Genomic DNA, 18,725 nt, shown 5'->3' on the forward strand with positions numbered 1-18,725 from the left:
ATGGTGAAACGGGTGGTGTTCGGCACGGTCGAGAGCGAAGGTGTTGCCGGGCTGCAGGATATGAATCGCCGCGAGTTGGTCGTGCTTGGTACGCTGGCAGTGGCGGTGTTGATCCTGGGGCTCTGGCCGGCGCCGCTGGTGGAGGTGATGGACGCCTCCATCGTCAATCTCCTGCAACATATTTCGGTCTCTAAACTCTGATCGGGTAATCCGCACGGGTAGCATCAGATGCATTTTGATTTAGCCACACTGGTTCCGGTCCTGCCGGAGATTGTTATTCTGACCCTGGCCTGCGTAGTGCTGGTGGTGGATCTCTATCTTAAGGATGAGCACCGCATCGTTAGCTATGCGATCACTCAGTTTGGTCTGATTGTCGGCGCTGCGGTCGCTATAGGCGTCTCTGGCGGGGGCGTCGAGATCGTCTTCGATGGTTCCTATGTGCGTGATCCGATGGCGGACGTACTGAAGGTGGCGATCTACCTGGTCAGTCTGGTGGCCTTCCTCTATGCCAAGGACTATCTGCGCCAGCGCGGCCTGTTCAAGGGCGAGTTCTATACTCTGGGGCTGTTTGCGGTGCTTGGCATGAGCATTATGGTCTCCGCCAACAGTTTTCTGGTGGTCTATCTCGGTCTCGAGCTGCTCTCGCTCTCACTGTATGCGTTGGTCGCCTTTAATCGCGACAGCAAAGACGGCGCCGAGGCGGCGATGAAATATTTTGTGCTGGGTGCGATCGCCTCCGGGATGCTGCTCTACGGTATCTCGATGGTCTATGGCGCCACCGGCACGTTGCGTTTCGATGAGTTGGCGGTGGCCCTCAAGGGCGTTGAACCGAACAACATAGTGCTGATCTTTGGCCTGGTATTCGTGGTGATCGGTTTGGCCTTCAAGCTGGGGGCGGTGCCTTTCCATATGTGGGTGCCGGATGTCTACCAGGGCGCGCCCACCGCAGTGACCCTGTTTGTTGGCAGTGCGCCCAAGATCGCCGCCTTTGGTCTGGCGATGCGTCTGCTGGTGGATGGCATGGCCGACCTCAACGGCATGCAGGGGCTGCAGGGCGGGATGCAGGGCTGGCAGGGGATGCTGGTCATCTTGGCTGTGCTCTCGATGGGCATAGGTAACCTGGTGGCGGTGGCGCAGACCAACATCAAGCGCATGTTGGCCTATTCAACCATCTCCCATGTCGGCTTTATTCTGTTGGGTATACTTGCAGGTACCAGCGAGGGTTATACCGCGGCGATGTTCTACACTCTGGTCTATGCGATCATGTCGTTAGGCGGATTCGGTATCGTCATTGCCCTGAGTCGGCGCGGATTCGAGGCCGAGAATCTGGATGATTTCAAGGGCCTCAACCAGCGCAATCCCTGGTTCGCTGCGATGATGCTGTTGCTGATGTTCTCGATGGCCGGGGTACCGCCGACAGTCGGTTTCTTCGCTAAACTGTTCGTGCTGGATGCTGTGATCAGTGTTGATCTCACCTGGGTGGCTGTGGTAGGCGTTTTCTTCTCGATCATTGGCGCCTTCTACTATATCCGCATAATTAAGCTGATGTACTTCGACAAGCCGGTTGATGAGCACCCACTCGTTGTGGGTGCGGATACACAGATCGTACTGTCGCTGAATGGACTGGCGGTGCTGCTGCTTGGCCTGTTCCCTGCAGGATTGCTCTCGATCTGTAACAGTGCAATTGGCGGATGATTCCCGGATTGTAAAATAGTTCTGTCAACTACTGACATGAAAAGGGGGACACTACTGCTTGGGGCTAATAATTGTGAAATAGTTCTTGCCATGGGGCACCAATCGAAGTAGTATTCGCGGCGTTGATGCGGGGTGGAGCAGTCTGGTAGCTCGTCGGGCTCATAACCCGAAGGTCGTAGGTTCAAATCCTGCCCCCGCTACCACATAATAAAAACCCCGTTTTACGGGGTTTTTTTATTTTCGACACCGATCGCCCAGGACGGCCAGAGGGAGATGCAGCAACTGCAACATGCATCTTCGGCGGTGGGTCGAAGTCAGCTGGAATGGGCCTTGAGCCCATTTTTTATTGCGGAGAATAAATGCGCTCAGCACCGGATAAACTGATTCAACTGATTCGCCAGGAGGTCGACTTGCTCGGCTATGAACTGGTGGGTGTCGAGTCGACCAGTGGCCCAAGAGGCAATCTGCTGCTGCGCATCTACATCGATCATGAGCAGGGCATCAATGTCGATGATTGCGCCCAGGTGAGTCACCAGGTGAGTGGTGTGCTCGATGTAGAGGATCCGATCAAGGAGAAGTATGACCTGGAGGTTTCCTCGCCGGGTCTCGATCGGCCGCTGTTTGAAGCGGCAGACTTTGAGCGATTCAAAGGCCAGCGGGTTCGTGTGAAAACTCGCATGAAGATAGGCAATCAGCGCCGCTTCAGCGGAACGCTGTGCGGTTTGGAAGGCAACACTATCCTGCTGGAAGAGGATGGCAAGCAGCACGCCATTCCGCTGGATGAGATAGATTCAGCCCGTTTGATACCGGAATTCTGAATTGGGTAACAACAGATGAGTAAAGAAATTCTGCTGGTTGTTGACGCTGTTTCGAATGAAAAGGGCGTGGAGAAGGTAATTATCTTCGAGGCGATTGAAGCCGCCCTGGCATCCGCTACGCGCAAGAAAAACGGCGACGATATTCTGGTCCGGGTCGAGATCGACCGCACCAGTGGTGACTACGAGAGCTTTCGCCGCTGGGAAGTGGTGGAGGACTACTCTAGTGATGAACCGGATGCGCCACTACGTCAGATCATCTTCGACGCAGCCAAAGAGCAGCAGCCCGACATCCAGATCGGTGACTTCATCGAAGAAGAGATCGACTCAATTGAGTTTGGCCGCATTGCCGCCCAGGCCGCCAAACAGGTGATCGTGCAGAAGGTGCGCGAAGCCGAGCGTGCCAAGGTTGTGGCCGCCTATGAAGACCGCAAGGGCGAACTGGTCACCGGCGTGGTCAAACGGGTCGACCGCGGCAACGTATTTCTCGATCTTGGTGGCAACGCTGAGGCCTTCATCGGTCGTGAACACATGATCCCGAAAGAGGCGGTGCGGGTAGGCGATCGCATCCGCGGCTATCTCTACGAGATCCGCTCTGAGGTCCGCGGGCCGCAGCTGTTTGTCAGCCGCACTATGCCGGAACTGCTGATCGAACTCTTCAAGCTGGAGGTGCCCGAGGTCGGCGAGGGGCTGATCGAGATCCGCGGCGCTGCCCGCGACGCCGGTCTGCGTGCCAAGATCGCGGTTAAGGCCCTCGACTCACGCATCGACCCGGTTGGCGCCTGTGTCGGCATGCGCGGTTCGCGAGTGCAGGCGGTCTCCAACGAGCTCAACGGCGAGCGGGTTGATATCATCCTATGGAACGATAACCCTGCGCAGTTCGTGATCAACGCTATGTCGCCGGCGGATGTAGTATCCATCGTAGTCGATGAGGATCGGCACGCCATGGATGTGGCGGTCAGCGAGGAGAACCTCTCCCAGGCGATCGGGCGGGGCGGACAGAATGTACGCCTGGCCAGCCAGCTGACCGGCTGGGAGCTCAACGTGATGGACGAGGCCCAGGCGGCAGAGAAGAGCGATCAGGAGTCGCGCGGCTTCATCGAAGCCTTTATGGAGCATCTTGGTGTGGACGAGGATGTCGCCACCATTCTGGTGCAGGAGGGCTTCACCAGCGTTGACGAGGTGGCCTATGTGCCGATCGAAGAGATGCTGGGCATCGAAGAGTTCGATGATGATCTGGTAGACGAGCTGCGCAACCGCGCCAAGGATGTACTGCTGACCAAGGCGATCGCCAAGGAAGAGGCGTTTGCCGAGCCGGCCGAAGACCTGTTGACAATGGACGGTATGGACAAGGACCTGGCCTATCTGCTGGCGAGCCACGGCATCGCCACCATGGAGGATCTGGCGGAACAGTCGGTGGATGACCTGATGGATGTCGAAGGTATGGATGAAGAGCGGGCTGGCAAGCTGATCATCACCGCGCGTGCGCCCTGGTTCGAAGACGCAGAGTAGTCTGGGCGACAATGAGAACAAGTTGCACAGCAACACGAAGGAAAGGCAAACCCGAGAGGCCTGAATAAATGAGCGAAGTAACCGTAGCGCAGCTTGCAAAGGTGGTTGGTATCCCCGCAGATCGTCTGTTGGGACAGCTGGTCGATGCCGGTATTCAGGCCAAAGGTCTCGACGACCCGATTAGCGATGAGGAAAAATCGCGCCTGCTCAGCCATCTGCGCAAAAGCCATGGCAAACAGGGGAAGTCGATTGTCAGCTCGCCGAGCAAGGTGACGCTGCGACGCAAAACCGTGAGCGAACTGCGCCAGCCCACGGCAAGTGGACGCAGCACCCCGAGTCGGAGAGCGCCTGTCGGTGCCAGTAAAACCGTCAGCGTGGAGGTGCGCAAGAAGCGCACCTATGTGAAACGCAGTGCGGTAGAGACCAGCGAAGCCGCCCTGAAAGAGGCTGAAGAGGCGCGTAAGGCGCTCGAGGCACAGGCGGCCGAGCAGGCCAAGATCGAGGCTGAGGCCTTGGCGCGGCGTAATGCTGAGCAGGAGAGGCTGCACGCCGAAGAGGCGGCAGGCCGTCTCAAGGCGGAACAGGAGGCAAAAGCGGCGGAAGAGTTGCGCCAGAAAGAGGAAAAGCTTCGCCTGGCTGCCGAAGAAGAGCAGCGCAAACAGGCTGAGCTGAAGCGCCAGGAAGAGGAGGCGCGAAAGCAGAAAGAGGCCGGGCGTACCGCTAAGCCACGGAGTGAGCCCAAAAAACCGGCCGAGAGCAAAGGTCCGGGTAAAGATTCCCGCTTCGCCCGCAAAGAGCTGCATGTTTCAGCAGACAAACGCGGCAAGCGCAAAAAGAGGCAGCCGCCTGGAGCGCGTCGGCGCGGACGTCAGGGGGCGGCGCCGGAGAATCAGGAGCATGGCTTCCAGCGCCCCACTGCACCGGTGGTGCGTGAGGTACTGATCCCAGAGAGCATTGCCGTGGCGGAACTGGCTCAGCGCATGGCGTTGAAGGCGGCCGAGGTGATCAAGGTGCTGATGAAGATGGGCATGATGGTCACCATCAATCAGCCGCTCGACCGGGATACCGCCGTGCTGGTGGTGGAAGAGCTGGGGCATACTCCGGTCGAACAGAAGGACGAGGATGTCGAGGCGGAGCTACTGAGCGCGGATGAAGATAGCGAGATGCTGGGCGAGGCGGTGACACGCCCGCCGGTGGTTACCATCATGGGCCATGTCGATCACGGTAAGACCTCGTTGCTCGATTACATCCGCACCAGCCGGGTGGCGGCGGGCGAAGCCGGCGGCATCACCCAGCACATCGGTGCCTACCATGTGGATACCAAGAAAGGTACCGTCTCTTCCTCGATACCCCCGGCCACGCGGCCTTTACCGCGATGCGTGCCCGCGGCGCCAAGGTCACAGATATCGTAATCCTGGTGGTGGCTGCCGATGACGGCGTGATGCCACAGACCAAAGAGGCAATCCAGCACGCCAAGGCTGCTGAGGTGCCGCTGATCGTGGCGATCAACAAGATCGACAAAGAGGATGCTAACCCCGACCGGGTGATCCAGGAACTCTCCCAGGAGGAGGTGATTCCCGAGGAGTGGGGTGGCGATACCCAGTTTATACGGGTCTCTGCAAAGACCGGTGAGGGTATCGACGAACTGCTCGACGCGATCCTGCTGCAGTCGGAGGTACTGGAGCTGAAGGCAGTGGCTGACGGCCCGGCTGTTGGCTCCATCGTCGAATCCTCCCTTGATAAGGGGCGCGGTCCGGTGGCTACTGTGCTGGTACGTTCCGGTACCCTCAAGCGCGGCGACATGATCGTCTCGGGTCGGGAGTTCGGCCGGGTGCGTGCCATGTTCGACGAGAATGGCCGCTCAGTGAAGTCGGCCGGTCCCTCGATCCCGGTGGTGGTGTTGGGTCTCTCCGGCACCCCCGAAGCGGGTGACGACATGCGCGTGATGAGCGATGAACGGCGCGCCCGCGAGCTAGCCGAACTGCGTCATGAGCGTCAGCGCGATACCCGCCTGGCAGCCCAGAAGGCGGCCAAGCTCGATGAGATGTTCAGCAAGATGGCCGAGGGTGAGACCCAGACCCTCAACGTTATCCTCAAGGCAGACGTGCAGGGCTCGGTAGAGGCGCTTAAAGAGTCCCTGGTGAAGACCTCCACCGACGAGGTGAAGGTGCGGGTGGTCGCCTCCGGCGTTGGTGGCATCACCGAATCGGACGCCAACCTGGCGGTCACTTCCGGCGCCATTATCATCGGCTTCAACGTGCGTGGCGATGCCGGCGCGCGCCGGGTGGTGGAGGAGCAGGGCATCGACATGCGCTACTACAGCATCATCTACGAGATCATTGATGATGTGAAAAAGGCCCTCAGCGGTATGCTCTCACCGGAGATCCGTGAGGAGATCATTGGTATGGCCGAGGTGCGCGACGTGTTTCGCAACTCCAAAATCGGTGCCATCGCCGGCTGCATGGTCACCGAGGGTACAGTCAAGCGCAACAATCCGATCCGCGTGCTGCGCGACAACGTGGTGATCTACGAAGGCTCACTAGAGTCGCTGCGTCGCTTCAAGGACGATGTCAGTGAGGTCAAGGCGGGCACCGAGTGCGGTATCGGCGTGAAGAACTACAACGACGTGCAGCCAGGCGACCAGATCGAGGTATTCGAACGCACCGAAGTGGCACGGGTGATCGAGTAAGCCATGGCGCGTGATTTTAAGCGTAGCGACCGGGTTGGCGCACAGATCCAGCGCGACCTGGCAGAGCTGATCCGTAGCGAGGTCGGCGATCCGGGCCTTGGCATGGTCACCATCCAGGAGGTCCGGGTGGTACGTGATCTGTCTGTCGCCAAGGTCTTCTATACCGTGATGGGCGCCAGTCTCAGCCTGGCGGAGTGCGCCAAGCTGCTGAACCAGCAGGCGAGCCATCTGCGCTGGCTGTTGGGGCAGGGGCTGAAGATTCGCACAGTGCCCAAGCTCAAGTTTGTTTTTGATGAGTCGGTAGAGCGGGGCCAGCATCTGACGCAGCTGATCGAAGAGGCGGCGAGCCGCACCGCTGACGAACCGGAATAATCCGGTATTGGTATTACCTGGCCCGATCGGTTGCCATCAAGGCAGCGCCGGTTAGCCTCAGATTAGAGAGTTGAAGTNAAGATGGGACGTGGTCGCAATCGGGGGCGCAATATCAGCGGTGTGTTCCTGCTGGATAAGCCGGAAGGTATTACCTCGAACAAGGCCTTGCAGGAGGTCAAGTTTTTCTACAAGGCGGCGAAGGCGGGCCATACCGGCAGCCTCGATCCGCTTGCCACCGGCCTGTTGCCAATCTGCTTTGGCGAGGCGACCAAGCTGTCGGCGTTTCTGCTCGATGCAGACAAGCACTACCAGGTGCGGATTCGGCTCGGGGTGACTACCACCACAGCCGATGCCGAGGGCGAGGTGGTTGAAGAGCGGGATGCCTCCGGGGTCAGCGAGGCGCAGATCCGTGACACGCTCGCTGACTTTCGCGGCGAGCAGCAACAGTTACCGCCGATGTACTCCGCCATCAAACACAAGGGCGAGCGCCTCTACAATCTGGCGCGTAAGGGTATCGAGGTGGAGCGCGAGCCGCGCACCATTCATATTCACGCGCTGGAGTTACTGTCGTGCGAGCTGCCCGAGTTCGAGCTCGATGTGCACTGCTCCAAAGGCACCTATGTGCGGACCCTCGCCGAGGATATCGGCAAGGCATTGGGCTGCGGCGCCTATGTCAGCGGCCTGCGGCGCACCGGGGTTGGGCCCTATGATGGTGCCGAAATGGTGACTCTGGCCGAACTCAAAGAGGCCTGGCAGGAGCGCCGCTTCGATGAGATGGACCAGATGCTCCTGCCGCTGGAGAGCGCCTTGGAGAACTGGCCAGAGGTCGTCCTCTCCCCTGACATGCTTTTCTACTTGCGTCAGGGGCAGCCGATCCTGGTGCCGAAGGCCCCCACTGAAGGTTGGGTGCGGCTCTACGCCAATGGTGACGAGTTTATCGGTGTGGGCCAGATCCTCGATGATGGTCGGGTCGCCCCCAAGCGTATGATGCAGGCAGCGAATTAAGACCGACTAAGGTGTTTTTTCGATTTGAAGAGACGCCTTGAACGGCGCATACTCACCCGCTTTTGGCAGGCCCACTTTGGGGCTGCCTGATTAACCGGCCGGATCCCCTCTGAGCTCATTGTTGGAGGGGCAAAGTGAAGGCCTTCTACAGACGCCACAGCTACTTAGGAGTAGACGTCATGGCAATGAGCGCAGCAGAAAAGAACGCAATCGTTGAAGAGTACAAACGCGGACCGAACGACACAGGTTCCCCCGAGGTGCAGGTAGCCCTGCTGACCTCGCGTATCCTTCAGCTCACTGAACACTTCAAAGAGCATAAGCAGGACCACCACTCCCGTCAGGGCCTGGTGCGCATGGTCAACTCCCGCCGCAAGCTGCTCGACTACCTGAAGAATAAAGACGTGGATCGTTACCGCGATCTGATCTCCCGACTAGGTCTGCGCCGCTAAGCGCATCGTCAATTCTGCACAGAGGACAAAGAGAGTGACTGCAATCAAAAAAAGAGTTTCAGTGGGGTGAGCACAAGGTCTCCTTAGAGACCGGTGAGATCGCACGCCAGGCTGACGGCGCGGTGCTGGTCAATATGGACGACACCGTGGTTCTGGCCACCGTGGTCGGGGCCGGCCCGATCCCGGGTCGCGACTTCTTTCCGCTGACAGTGGATTATCAGGAGAAGACCTATGCCGCGGGCAAGATCCCCGGCGGTTTTTTCCGCCGCGAGGGGCGCCCGAGTGAGAAGGAGATCCTCACCTCGCGTCTGATCGATCGTCCGATCCGTCCGCTGTTCCCTAAGGGCTACAACAGTGAGGTTCAGGTGATCCTCACCGTGAAGTCCCTCAATCCGGCAGTGGATCCTGAGATCCCGGCTCTGATCGGCGCCTCCGCGGCGCTGGCCATCTCTGGCCTGCCGTTCAACGGTCCGGTCGGTGCCTGCCGTGTCGGCTACAAGGATGGCGAGTACATCCTCAACGCCGCCAGCACCGGCCTGAGCGCCGATTCTGATCTCGATCTGATCGTCGCCGGTACCGAAGAGGCGGTGTTGATGGTGGAGTCCGAGGCCAATGAGCTCTCGAAGAGGTGATGCTGGGCGCAGTCCTGTTCGGTCACGAACAGTCTCAGATCGTGATCGACACGATCAATGCACTGGCGGCCGAGGTGGGCAAGGCCGCGGGCGAGTTTGAGTCGCCGACAGTGGATGAAGCGCTGACCGCGGCGGTTGCCGAAGCAGCAGAGGTGGGGATGGGTGATGCTTACAGCATCGCCGACAAGCTGGAGCGCTATGCCGCTGCCGATGCAGTGAAAGAGGCGACCCTGGAGAAACTCTGCAGCGCTGCTGAGGGCGAAGAGCCCCGCTGGAGCACCGACGAGGTCAAGGGCGCCCTGGAGAAGCTGAAGAAGCGGATCGTGCGCGGCCGTATCCTCGACGGTGAGCCGCGCATCGATGGTCGCGACACCCGCACCGTGCGCCCGATCAGCGTGCGCACCGGTGTGCTGCCGCGTACCCACGGTTCGGCGTTGTTCACCCGCGGTGAGACTCAGGCGCTGGTGGTTACCACCCTCGGCACCGAGCGCGACAGCCAGATCATCGATGCGCTGGAGGGCGAGCGCCGCGAGTCCTTCATGCTGCACTACAACTTCCCGCCCTTCTGTGTTGGCGAGACCGGTCGCGTTGGTAGCCCCAAACGTCGCGAGATCGGCCACGGTCGTCTCGCCAAACGCGGCGTGCTGGCCTGCATGCCGACCTTGGCGGAGTTCCCCTACGCGATCCGAGTGGTCTCCGAGATCACCGAGTCGAACGGCTCCTCCTCGATGGCATCGGTGTGTGGCACCAGCCTTTCGCTGATGGACGCCGGTGTGCCGCTGAAGGCACCGGTGGCCGGTGTGGCGATGGGCCTGATCAAAGAGGATGAGCGTTTTGCTGTGCTCACCGACATCATGGGCGACGAGGATCACCTCGGCGACATGGACTTCAAGGTCGCCGGTACCGCCCAGGGCATCAACGCCCTGCAGATGGATATCAAGATCAACGGCATCACCAAGGAGATCATGGAGATCGCCCTGGAGCAGGCCAAAGAGGGACGTTTGCACATCCTCGACGAGATGAACCGCGTGATCTCCTCGCATCGGGGTGAGATGTCCGAGCACGCGCCGCGCATCATCGAGATCAAGATCAACCCGGACAAGATCCGCGATGTGATCGGCAAGGGTGGTGTGACCATCCGCGGCATCACCGAGGCTACCGGTGCCACCGTCGACATCACCGACGATGGCATCGTGAAGATCTTCTCGGTGGACAAGGCGGCCGGTGAAGAGGCGAAGAAGCGCGTCGAGCTGATCACCGCAGATGTCGAGGTCGGTACCGTCTACGAGGGTAAGGTCGCCCGCCTGATGGACTTCGGCGCCTTTGTCACCATCCTGCCCGGCAAGGATGGTCTGGTGCATATCTCGCAGATCTCCAACGAGCGCGTGGAGAAGGTGAGCGACAAGCTCTCCGAAGGGGATAACATCCGCGTCAAAGTGCTGGAGGTGGATAAGCAGGGCCGCATCCGTCTCTCCATGAAGGCGGTGGAGGAGGGGGAGTAATCCTGCTCTGACAGTGTCGATGAGAAAGGGGCCCGCGGGCCCCTTTTTTGTGCCTATCTCATTCTCATTACGCTGGCGTGGCGTCTTCGCTTTCGCTCAATCCCAACTGCTCCATGATCGCCAGGCGGAAGCGTTCCAGTCCCTGCTGCACCAGCTCATAGGTCTTATTGACATTCTGCTCGATCTCGCCGTTGAGGATCTCCAGTCCCTCGAGGATCCCCCTCGCCTCTGCAAAACCCTGTTCGATCCCGCCACCGATCAGTTCAAGGAACTCGTTCAGTGCGCTGTCCTGCTCCATCTCGGGGTGGTTCTCAAGAAAGCCGCCAAAAAAGCCGGTGGCGAAGCCGACGATGCGTTCGGCGGTGGCCTCGGGGGTGAAATCCTGCTTGGCGGCTTGTTCGATAGCCTGGGGGCCGAGTTCGGGTGCCAGTATCTCATTGAGCTTTGCCAGGGCACTGCGGTAGAGCAGCTCCAGGGGCTGCTGGCTGGCTTGCAGGTTGAGTGCTTCGCTGGCTGCAGCTGTGCTTGGAGTGGCCCCGCTCTTTGCGCCTCTGCTGGGTGGGGTGAGTGGAGAGGGCAGGGATTGGATAAGGTTCTGCTCGAGACTCTGTAGTGGCATTGCTGCGACCTCGAAGATTTGGCTGATCTACCCACAGTATGGACAATCAATGGCTAGGTGATTCGGCGCTGGGGCAGATTGGGGAATAACCGCATCACAGGGTCTGGCGGTTGGGCTGACAGGCGTGCTGCATTTCCTGTTGGTGAGAGCGGGCTTTGTGCTTAGTATGGAGCTGGCCACTTGTGTAATCGTTCATCAAAGGGGAACAGCTATGCCAGAGATTCCACACTTCTCCCACCTGATTGCGGAACAGACCCCTCCTGCCGGTCAGATTGAGGTGCTGGCCCCTTTTGACCGCACCCCGATCGCCACAGTCGATACGCTGGACGCAGCCGGGGTCGAGCAGGCGCTGGCGACGGCCGAGGCGCTGTTTCGCAATAAGGATGACTGGCTGCCTGCCTGGCGGCGTACTGAGATTCTTGAGCGTGCTCGGCAGATTATGATCGGGCGGGCCGAGGAGCTAGCACTGGAGGCGGCTCGTGAGGGCGGCAAGCCGTTGAGTGATTCACGGGTGGAGGTGGCGCGTGCCATCGACGGCATGCAGCTCTGCATCGAGACCCTGCGCACCGAAGCGGGCGAGGAGATCCCGATGGGGTTGACCCAGGCCTCGGTGGGACGGCTCGCCTTCACTCGTCGTGAACCGATTGGGGTGGTGGTGGCGCTCTCTGCCTTCAACCACCCGCTCAACTTGATCGTGCACCAGGCGGGGCCGGCAGTGGCCGCCGGTTGTCCGGTGATCGTCAAACCGGCCTCTGACACTCCGCTCTCCTGCCTGCGTTTTATCCAGATCCTGCATGAGGCGGGTCTGCCGAAAGGCTGGGCCCAGGCGCTGCTGACTGAGGATCAGACCACCGCTGGCCGGTTGGCAACCGATGCGCGGGTCGGCTTTCTCTCTTTCATCGGTTCGGCGAAGGTCGGCTGGTGGCTGCGCTCACAGCTGGCGCCGGGTACCCGTTGTGCGCTGGAACACGGCGGGGTGGCGCCGGTGATGGTCGCCGCCGATGCGGACCTGAACGATACCATCCCACTGCTGGCCAAGGGCGGCTTCTACCACGCTGGGCAGGTCTGTGTGTCGGTGCAGCGGGTGTTTGCCGAGGCCTCCATCGCGCGTGAGCTGGCCGAACGGCTCAAGGTGCAGGCGCAGCAGATGAAGGTGGGCGATCCGACCTTGGAGGAGACCGCGGTGGGGCCTCTGATCCGGCCTGCAGAGACGCAACGCATCCATGAGTGGGTGGAGGAGGCTGTCGCCGCCGGGACCGAGTGCCTGTGTGGTGGTGAACCGCTCTCAGAGACCTGCTATCCGGCAACGGTGCTCTACGACCCGCCGTCGCAGGTACGGGTCAGTCAGCAGGAGGTGTTCGGTCCAGTGATCTGTGTCTATCCTTATACGGATATGGATGAGGCGATCGAACGGGCCAACAGTCTGCCCTATGTATTTCAGGCGGCGGTCTTTACAAAAAATCTGGATCAGGCGATGCGCGCCTACCGCCGGCTCGATGCCTCGGCGGTGATGGTCAATGATTTTACCGCCTTTCGCGTTGACTGGATGCCGTTTGCCGGGTTGCGTCAGTCAGGGTTGGGGGTTGGCGGCATTCCCCACACCTATCGTGATATGCAGGTCGAGAAGATGATGGTGGTGCGTTCGCCAGAACTCTGAAGCTGATCCGTTTCTTCTCATTCCCTGCTGTTTTGGTTAGCATCAGCGCATCACGGTGGGGCGAGGTAAAAATTCATGGGTGATGAAACGCAGGCATCGGCAGCAAGCAGTAGCGAGCCGGTGTCGGACCAGCAGTTGGTACGTGCTGTCACCTCTTTTGAGGCGATCATTCTCAGCCAGATCGAGGTCAAGAAGCATCTCGTCGACCGGCTGAATTACAGCATTCGCACCGGAGTCATCATCCTGGGCCTGATTGCCGTCTCAATCCTAATCCTGTTGCTGACACTCTCCTCCCAGATCACCCGGATCTCCAACGTTGTCGCCGATATGAACCACAATTTCACCAGCGTCTCGGGGGAGATGGGGCGTATCGAGAACTACATCTCCTCCATGGAACGGCGGGTCTCGCGGATGGATAGCATTACTGTGCAGACCGAGACGATGAACCGCGAGATGCAGGGCATCGCTCAGGATCTGACGCAGATGGAAGGCACCATCGGTGGCATCAGAAATCATATGACCGAGGTGCGCGGCAAGATTGACAATATCTCCGTCTCGATCAACCAGATGAACGGCGAGGTGCAGATGATGGGGCAGGATATGCACCGTATGGGGCAGCCAGCCCGCACCATGAACAAGATGTTCCCGTTTCCCTAGGAGTTTGTGATGTCAGAGGATCCAAAACGCCTGTTTGTCCAGATGGTGGGGCGTCTGGGGCGGGAGACCCAGTTCCATTTGGATGAACGCCAGCACCACTTCCATATCACCAATATCGTGCTGATGGTGGTCTCAGCCCTGCTGCTGGTGGTGGCCGTCTTCAATGTCTACTACATCCACATCCTCTCTAATGACCTTAACGGTATTGTCGACAACATGGATTCGATGCATACCAATCTGGAAGTGGTGAGGGTCAATATGAACCGCATCACCGACAAGGTGGAGAGCATCGATAAGCATATGGGCAACATGGATCAGATCACTGCCCATACTGAGGCAATGGGGCAGCTGATGCCGGGGGTGGGTGATTCGATGGGTAAAATCGGCGCTGTAATGGTCTCAATCGACCAGGAGATGGGCCAGATGAGCCGGAGTATGGGGAATATCGATCAGCGCTTTCGCCACATGACCGGCGGTGTCTCGGTGATGCGGTACAACGTGCGGCAGATGTCTCGGCCAATGGGGGTGATAAATCCAGCGCTGCCCTAACTCTTGGTGCTTTTACCTTCGTTAATCCTGATGCAGGAATGGATTGGCATAACCATGCGTGTGCCGTGCCCGGTTCAGCCGGTGGCAGAGTTGCCAGATATTGATGGATCGTTTGAGAACGGAAAATGGAATGGAACCGATCAGGTCGTTGGTTCAAGCACTTGTTTTGGCTCTCCTGCTGGGGTTACCATGTGCAGATGCGGTGGTTGCCGCAGGGTTGGATGAAGACCCTGTTACCAGGGTAGGGTAGATAAAGGAACTGCTGGACAGCTATCGAGGCAGGCAGTCGAAGCTGCAACAGGCTAAGGCAGAGCTTGACCAGGTAATTGGCGTGCATCCTGAGTATGCGCCTGCCTATAAAGAGCTGGCGCGCTACTATCGGAAATGAGCCTGACACAGCTACGCTCCCGGTCCGGGGGCAAGATTCAGGTGATCTGCAGGTTGCCCCGGCCGTTCTCCTGCAGCTGCTGGACCACATCCACCACGGCTTCGGTCAGGCACTGCAGATCTGCTGCCTCGATGATGTAGGGTGGCATCAGATAGACCAGTCGTCCAAACGGCCGCAGCCAGACGCCTCGCTCGACAAACGCCGGCTGCACGCTGCGCATCTCCACTGGGGCAGTCAGCTCCACCACGCCAATCGCCCCCAACACCCTCACATCGGCTACCGACGGCAGCCCCCGACAGGCCTCCAGGCCACTACACATGCCTGATTCGATGGCCTCCACCCGAGCCTGCCAGGGGGAGTTCAGTAGTAGTTGGATGCTGGCCAGAGCGGTAGCGCAGGCCAGCGGGTTGGCCATGAAGGTGGGGCCGTGCATGAACAGACCAGGCTCCCCTGATGAGATGGTGGCGGCGACATCTTGCGTAGCGAGAGTCGCAGCCAGGGTCATGTAACCGCCGGTCAGGGCCTTGCCCAGACAGAGGATGTCCGGGCTGACGCCGGCGTGCTCACAGGCAAACAGACGGCCGCTGCGACCGAAGCCGGTGGCGATCTCGTCGAAGATCAGCAGCACGCCGTAGCGGTCACACAGCTGGCGCAGGTGCCGCAGATAGTCGGCGGAGTAGAAGCGCATACCACCGGCCCCTTGCACCACCGGTTCGAGGATCACCGCGGCGATCTGCTGATGATCCTTCGCCAGATGCTCAGCCATCGGCGCCATGTCCGTATCGTCGCAGGGCTCGCCAAACGGGCGGCTCGGGGCGTCGACAAAAAATTGCTGCACCAGGGCATCGCGAAACAGCCCGTGCATGCCGTTGACCGGATCACACACCGACATCGCGCCAAAGGTGTCGCCATGGTAGCCATTGCGGATGGTGAGAAAGCGCTGCTTCGACGGTTTACCGCGGGCGTGCCAGTATTGAATGGCCATCTTCATCGCCACCTCCACCGCTACCGAGCCGGAATCGGCAAAGAAGACACACTGCAACGGCTCGGGGGTCAGCTCCACCAGCCGTTGCGCCAGCTCCACCGCCGGCTGGTGGGTAAGCCCGCCGAACATGACGTGAGACATGGAGCTGAGCTGATCCTGCACCGCACGGTTCAGTTCCGGGTGGTTGTAGCCGTGGATCGCACTCCACCAAGAGGACATGCCGTCGATCAGTTCGCGCCCGTCGCTGAGGCGCAGCCGCACCCCTTTAGCGGAGGCCACCGGGAACACCGGCAGATCGGCACCAATGGCACTGTAGGGATGCCAGACATGTTGTCGGTCGAGTTGGAGCAGGGTTTCACTATCCATTCTATTCAAGCTGCCTGGGTGATGAGGTGATTTTCCAGGGATAATATCAGTATCTGCAACCGTTCAGTGGCCCACTGAAGGGGGGGTAGAATAGCCGTTATAGATCCGGAGTAGACGGCGTTGTAGTACGAATACCTCTTAAAACTGAAGTAGTCCCACCTGACTTTGCGTCTTCTGGGAGTTTCTGATGTTACCCCGTCGCAGTAGGAATTGGATGAACTGGTGGCGGTGGTGGCGCCCCAGGTTGAGACCGATGGAGACGATGCGCCTAGGTCGATCCTCGAGCGTATCCGCTACTACCTACTGGAGGCGGGCGAGAAAGGTCTATTAAACCAATAATCAACTGGTAAAACAGCTGTGTAAGTATCTGGACGACCAGGCTTGGCTGGAGAATAAGCGGATCATGGAATTGGTGCGTAGCATCGAAAAATGAGCCATCCTGATCAAGGATGAGCTGCCCGATGATCGCCACTTTGCCAGCTCCGATGGATTGCACTCACAGCTGGAGCTTGTCATGTCTCGGGGGCTCTACACGCCGCCCCAAGTCAAAAAGTCGAACGTACTGGAGCAGTGGCCGGGCGCTACCTGCCTGATTGGGGGATGAAGAGCTATTTTCCCTTGGCCTTTGTTCTTCTGACCGGGGAGCACTAGATGAAAGAGTCGTCCGTACCAGCATGGGAGCATTTTTACCACGTCGCCGATATCGGCGTGCGTGGTAGCGGCTACACTCTAGCCGAGGCCTTCGAACAAGCCGCGCTGGCCATGACGGCGGTGATTGTCGAGCCCGATACGGTGGCAGGCAGTGAGACGATAGAGCTCAATGTCTCGGCCCCTGACGAGGAGCTGCTGCTGACCGAGTGGTTGAATGCCTTGATCTACGAGATGGCGACCCGCCACATGCTGTTCACACGCTTCCAGGTCAAGATCTGTGATCATGAACTGCAGGGCAAGGCCTGGGGCGAACCGATTGACATTGCCCGCCATCAGCCCGTAGTGGAGATCAAGGGTGCGACCTTCACGGAGTTGCGTGTATGGCTGGATGAAGACGGCCTGTGGCATGCGCAGTGCGTGGTCGACGTGTAGCAAGGAGTGAAAAGATGGAATTCAGACCCCTAGCCACCGAATCACCCTACGCCTGGCGGATCGCGCCCCAGGGCAAGATGCGGGTGCCAGCCATCATCTATGCCGATCACGCGCTGATCGAGTCCATGGACCACAAGGTCTTCGAACAGCTCAGCAATGTCGCCAGCCTGCCCGGCATCCAGCAGGCCGCCTACGCCATGCCAGACGCCCACTGGGGTTATGGTTTTCCCATCGGTGGTGTGGCGGCGTTTGATCCGGATGAAGGTGGTGTGGTCTCGGGCGGCGGCGTCGGCTTCGACATCTCCTGTGGCGTACGCACCCTGCACACCGGTCTGACGCTCGATCAGTTGCGCCCCCACAAAAAGGCCTTGGCCGACCTGCTGGCTGTGGCCATCCCGGCGGGCCTGGGCAGTACAGGCACTATAAAGCTGACACATCGCGAGATGGACCAGATGCTGATTGGCGGTGCCGCCTGGGCGGTGGAGCAGGGCTACGGTAGCGAGGCCGACCTGCTCCGCACCGAGGAGCATGGCTGCATGGCCGGAGCCAACCCGGCCGATGTCTCGGAAAAGGCCAAGGAGCGACAGCGCCGCGAGATGGGAACCCTGGGTTCCGGCAATCACTACCTGGAGGTCCAGCTGGTCGCCCAAGTCTATGATGCCGAAACTGCGGCTGCCTTCGATCTCAGGGAAGGCGAGATCGTGATCAGCATCCACTGCGGGTCGCGTGGCCTGGGCCATCAGATCGGTACCGAGTTCCTCAAGTTCATGGCCACCAAGGCCAAGGATCACGGCATCTGGCTGCCGGACCGCGAACTGGCCTGTGCGCCGATCGAGTCCAAACTCGGGCAGTCCTACCTTGGGGCCATGCGTGCCGGTATCAACTGCGCCCTGGCCAATCGCCAGATTCTCACCCATCTTACCCGCGAGGTATGCGACGACGTCCTGCCCGGCACCCAGCTGACGCTGCTTTATGATGTCTCACACAATACCTGTAAACGTGAGACCCACAGGATCGACGGTAAGGAAAAACAGCTGTTCGTACATCGCAAGGGCGCGACCCTGGCGCTCGGTCCCGGACACCCCGACCTGCCGGATGGTCTGCGCGAGGTTGGACAGCCGGTGATCATCGGCGGCTCCATGGGCACCGAGTCCTACATATTGGCTGGTGTCAAAGAGAGCGAAAAGCTGGCCTTCAGCTCCGCCTGCCATGGCGCGGGCCGTGCCATGAGCCGCCACCAGGCGACCAAGCGCTGGCATGGCAGGAACCTCATCAAGGAACTGGAGACCCGCGGCATTCTGATTCGCAGCCCATCCCTGCGTGGCGTGGCCGAAGAGGCGCCGGGTGCCTACAAGGATGTCAGCCGGGTAGTCGATGTCGCCCATCAGGCCGGGCTATCGCGCAAGGTGGCGCGCCTTGAGCCACTGATCTGCGTGAAGGGATGAACATCCATCGCATAGTGGTCGTGGAAATAGTGGGACAGCGGGCTGGTTTGTCCTTGTGATCGCATGAACAGCGAGTGCGTTATCCGCTTCTGGAATTGGATTGAGGGGATGATATGACTGACGTTTCTTCCAACGCCAGGCACAGGTCTTGAAGCATGTGCGGAGAGAGCCGGATGCCGTGCTCTTGGTGCAGCCGCCGGGCGATCTCCTCGGCATCTCGGGGAACGGGCTTCATCTCGCCGATGAACGTCGTCAGATTCTTCAGGAGCGCCCACGGATAGGCAGCCAGTGCCATTTTACAATCT

At 59.7% G+C, this 18,725-nt stretch carries 14 protein-coding genes, 1 tRNA gene and 4 pseudogenes; 16 read left to right on the forward strand and 3 right to left on the reverse strand.

Annotation, left to right across the window (positions count from 1 at the left end; genetic code table 11):
• The 10 genes and pseudogenes from RIFP1SYM_RS11985 to pnp form a co-directional block, all read left to right on the forward strand.
• A pseudogene (locus tag RIFP1SYM_RS11985) lies at nucleotides 1–201 on the forward strand (NADH-quinone oxidoreductase subunit M); the annotation flags it as partial.
• Nucleotides 202–228: 27 nt separating this feature from the next.
• Complete coding sequence (nuoN, locus tag RIFP1SYM_RS11990) at nucleotides 229–1,695, forward strand: NADH-quinone oxidoreductase subunit NuoN (protein ID WP_005965025.1); 1,467 nt, start codon at nucleotides 229–231, stop codon at nucleotides 1,693–1,695.
• Between the two features lie 126 nt (nucleotides 1,696–1,821).
• Nucleotides 1,822–1,898: transfer RNA gene (locus RIFP1SYM_RS11995), tRNA-Met, on the forward strand.
• Nucleotides 1,899–2,054: 156 nt separating this feature from the next.
• Complete coding sequence (gene rimP, locus RIFP1SYM_RS12000; protein WP_005965028.1) at nucleotides 2,055–2,513, forward strand: ribosome maturation factor RimP; 459 nt, start codon at nucleotides 2,055–2,057, stop codon at nucleotides 2,511–2,513.
• Nucleotides 2,514–2,528: 15 nt separating this feature from the next.
• Nucleotides 2,529–4,022: a transcription termination factor NusA gene (gene nusA / locus RIFP1SYM_RS12005; RefSeq protein WP_005965033.1), complete on the forward strand. Its 1,494-nt coding sequence runs from the start codon at nucleotides 2,529–2,531 to the stop codon at nucleotides 4,020–4,022.
• A gap of 68 nt (nucleotides 4,023–4,090) precedes the next feature.
• Nucleotides 4,091–6,711 (forward strand): annotated as a pseudogene (gene infB, locus RIFP1SYM_RS12010) (translation initiation factor IF-2).
• Between the two features lie 3 nt (nucleotides 6,712–6,714).
• A complete protein-coding gene (gene rbfA, locus RIFP1SYM_RS12015; protein ID WP_005965043.1) occupies nucleotides 6,715–7,083 on the forward strand; it encodes a 30S ribosome-binding factor RbfA in 369 nt (122 codons plus the stop codon).
• An 81-nt stretch (nucleotides 7,084–7,164) separates the two neighbouring features.
• Nucleotides 7,165–8,088, forward strand: a complete 924-nt coding sequence (gene truB, locus RIFP1SYM_RS12020) for a tRNA pseudouridine(55) synthase TruB (protein WP_005965046.1) — start codon at nucleotides 7,165–7,167, stop codon at nucleotides 8,086–8,088.
• Between the two features lie 179 nt (nucleotides 8,089–8,267).
• Nucleotides 8,268–8,537, forward strand: a complete 270-nt coding sequence (gene rpsO, locus RIFP1SYM_RS12025) for a 30S ribosomal protein S15 (protein ID WP_006474940.1) — start codon at nucleotides 8,268–8,270, stop codon at nucleotides 8,535–8,537.
• A gap of 38 nt (nucleotides 8,538–8,575) precedes the next feature.
• Nucleotides 8,576–10,671: pseudogene (pnp, locus tag RIFP1SYM_RS12030) on the forward strand (polyribonucleotide nucleotidyltransferase).
• Between the two features lie 67 nt (nucleotides 10,672–10,738).
• Here the strand turns inward: pnp and RIFP1SYM_RS12035 are convergent.
• Nucleotides 10,739–11,290: a DUF5610 domain-containing protein gene (locus RIFP1SYM_RS12035; RefSeq protein WP_005965059.1), complete on the reverse strand. Its 552-nt coding sequence runs from the start codon at nucleotides 11,288–11,290 to the stop codon at nucleotides 10,739–10,741.
• Nucleotides 11,291–11,501: 211 nt separating this feature from the next.
• On the opposite strand from RIFP1SYM_RS12035, the gene RIFP1SYM_RS12040 reads away from it, so the two are divergent.
• The 3 genes from RIFP1SYM_RS12040 (at nucleotide 11,502) to RIFP1SYM_RS12050 (ending at nucleotide 14,153) form a co-directional block, all read left to right on the forward strand.
• Complete coding sequence (locus tag RIFP1SYM_RS12040) at nucleotides 11,502–12,947, forward strand: aldehyde dehydrogenase family protein (RefSeq protein WP_039960400.1); 1,446 nt, start codon at nucleotides 11,502–11,504, stop codon at nucleotides 12,945–12,947.
• A gap of 75 nt (nucleotides 12,948–13,022) precedes the next feature.
• On the forward strand, nucleotides 13,023–13,604 hold the full coding sequence (locus tag RIFP1SYM_RS12045) for a hypothetical protein (protein ID WP_005965065.1): 582 nt from the start codon (nucleotides 13,023–13,025) through the stop codon (nucleotides 13,602–13,604).
• 9 nt (nucleotides 13,605–13,613) lie between these two features.
• Entirely contained in the window at nucleotides 13,614–14,153 is a 540-nt protein-coding gene (locus tag RIFP1SYM_RS12050) for a translation initiation factor 2 (RefSeq protein ID WP_006474935.1), read from the forward strand.
• 425 nt (nucleotides 14,154–14,578) lie between these two features.
• Here the strand turns inward: RIFP1SYM_RS12050 and bioA are convergent, their stop codons facing one another.
• Nucleotides 14,579–15,892, reverse strand: a complete 1,314-nt coding sequence (gene bioA / locus RIFP1SYM_RS12055; protein ID WP_039960401.1) for an adenosylmethionine--8-amino-7-oxononanoate transaminase — start codon at nucleotides 15,890–15,892, stop codon at nucleotides 14,579–14,581.
• A 210-nt stretch (nucleotides 15,893–16,102) separates the two neighbouring features.
• On the opposite strand from bioA, the gene RIFP1SYM_RS12060 reads away from it, so the two are divergent.
• The 3 genes from RIFP1SYM_RS12060 to RIFP1SYM_RS12070 all read left to right on the forward strand — a co-directional run bounded on the left by RIFP1SYM_RS12060 (nucleotide 16,103) and on the right by RIFP1SYM_RS12070 (nucleotide 18,420).
• A complete protein-coding gene (locus RIFP1SYM_RS12060; RefSeq protein ID WP_005965074.1) occupies nucleotides 16,103–16,231 on the forward strand; it encodes a hypothetical protein in 129 nt (42 codons plus the stop codon).
• A gap of 312 nt (nucleotides 16,232–16,543) precedes the next feature.
• Entirely contained in the window at nucleotides 16,544–16,975 is a 432-nt protein-coding gene (locus RIFP1SYM_RS12065; RefSeq protein ID WP_005965077.1) for an archease, read from the forward strand.
• Between the two features lie 14 nt (nucleotides 16,976–16,989).
• Entirely contained in the window at nucleotides 16,990–18,420 is a 1,431-nt protein-coding gene (locus tag RIFP1SYM_RS12070; RefSeq protein ID WP_039960403.1) for an RtcB family protein, read from the forward strand.
• A gap of 79 nt (nucleotides 18,421–18,499) precedes the next feature.
• Here the strand turns inward: RIFP1SYM_RS12070 and RIFP1SYM_RS18235 are convergent.
• Nucleotides 18,500–18,725 (reverse strand): annotated as a pseudogene (locus RIFP1SYM_RS18235) (hypothetical protein); the annotation flags it as partial.

The sequence above is a fragment of the endosymbiont of Riftia pachyptila (vent Ph05) genome (genome assembly GCF_000224455.1).
GTDB lineage: Bacteria > Pseudomonadota > Gammaproteobacteria > Chromatiales > Chromatiaceae > Endoriftia > Endoriftia persephonae.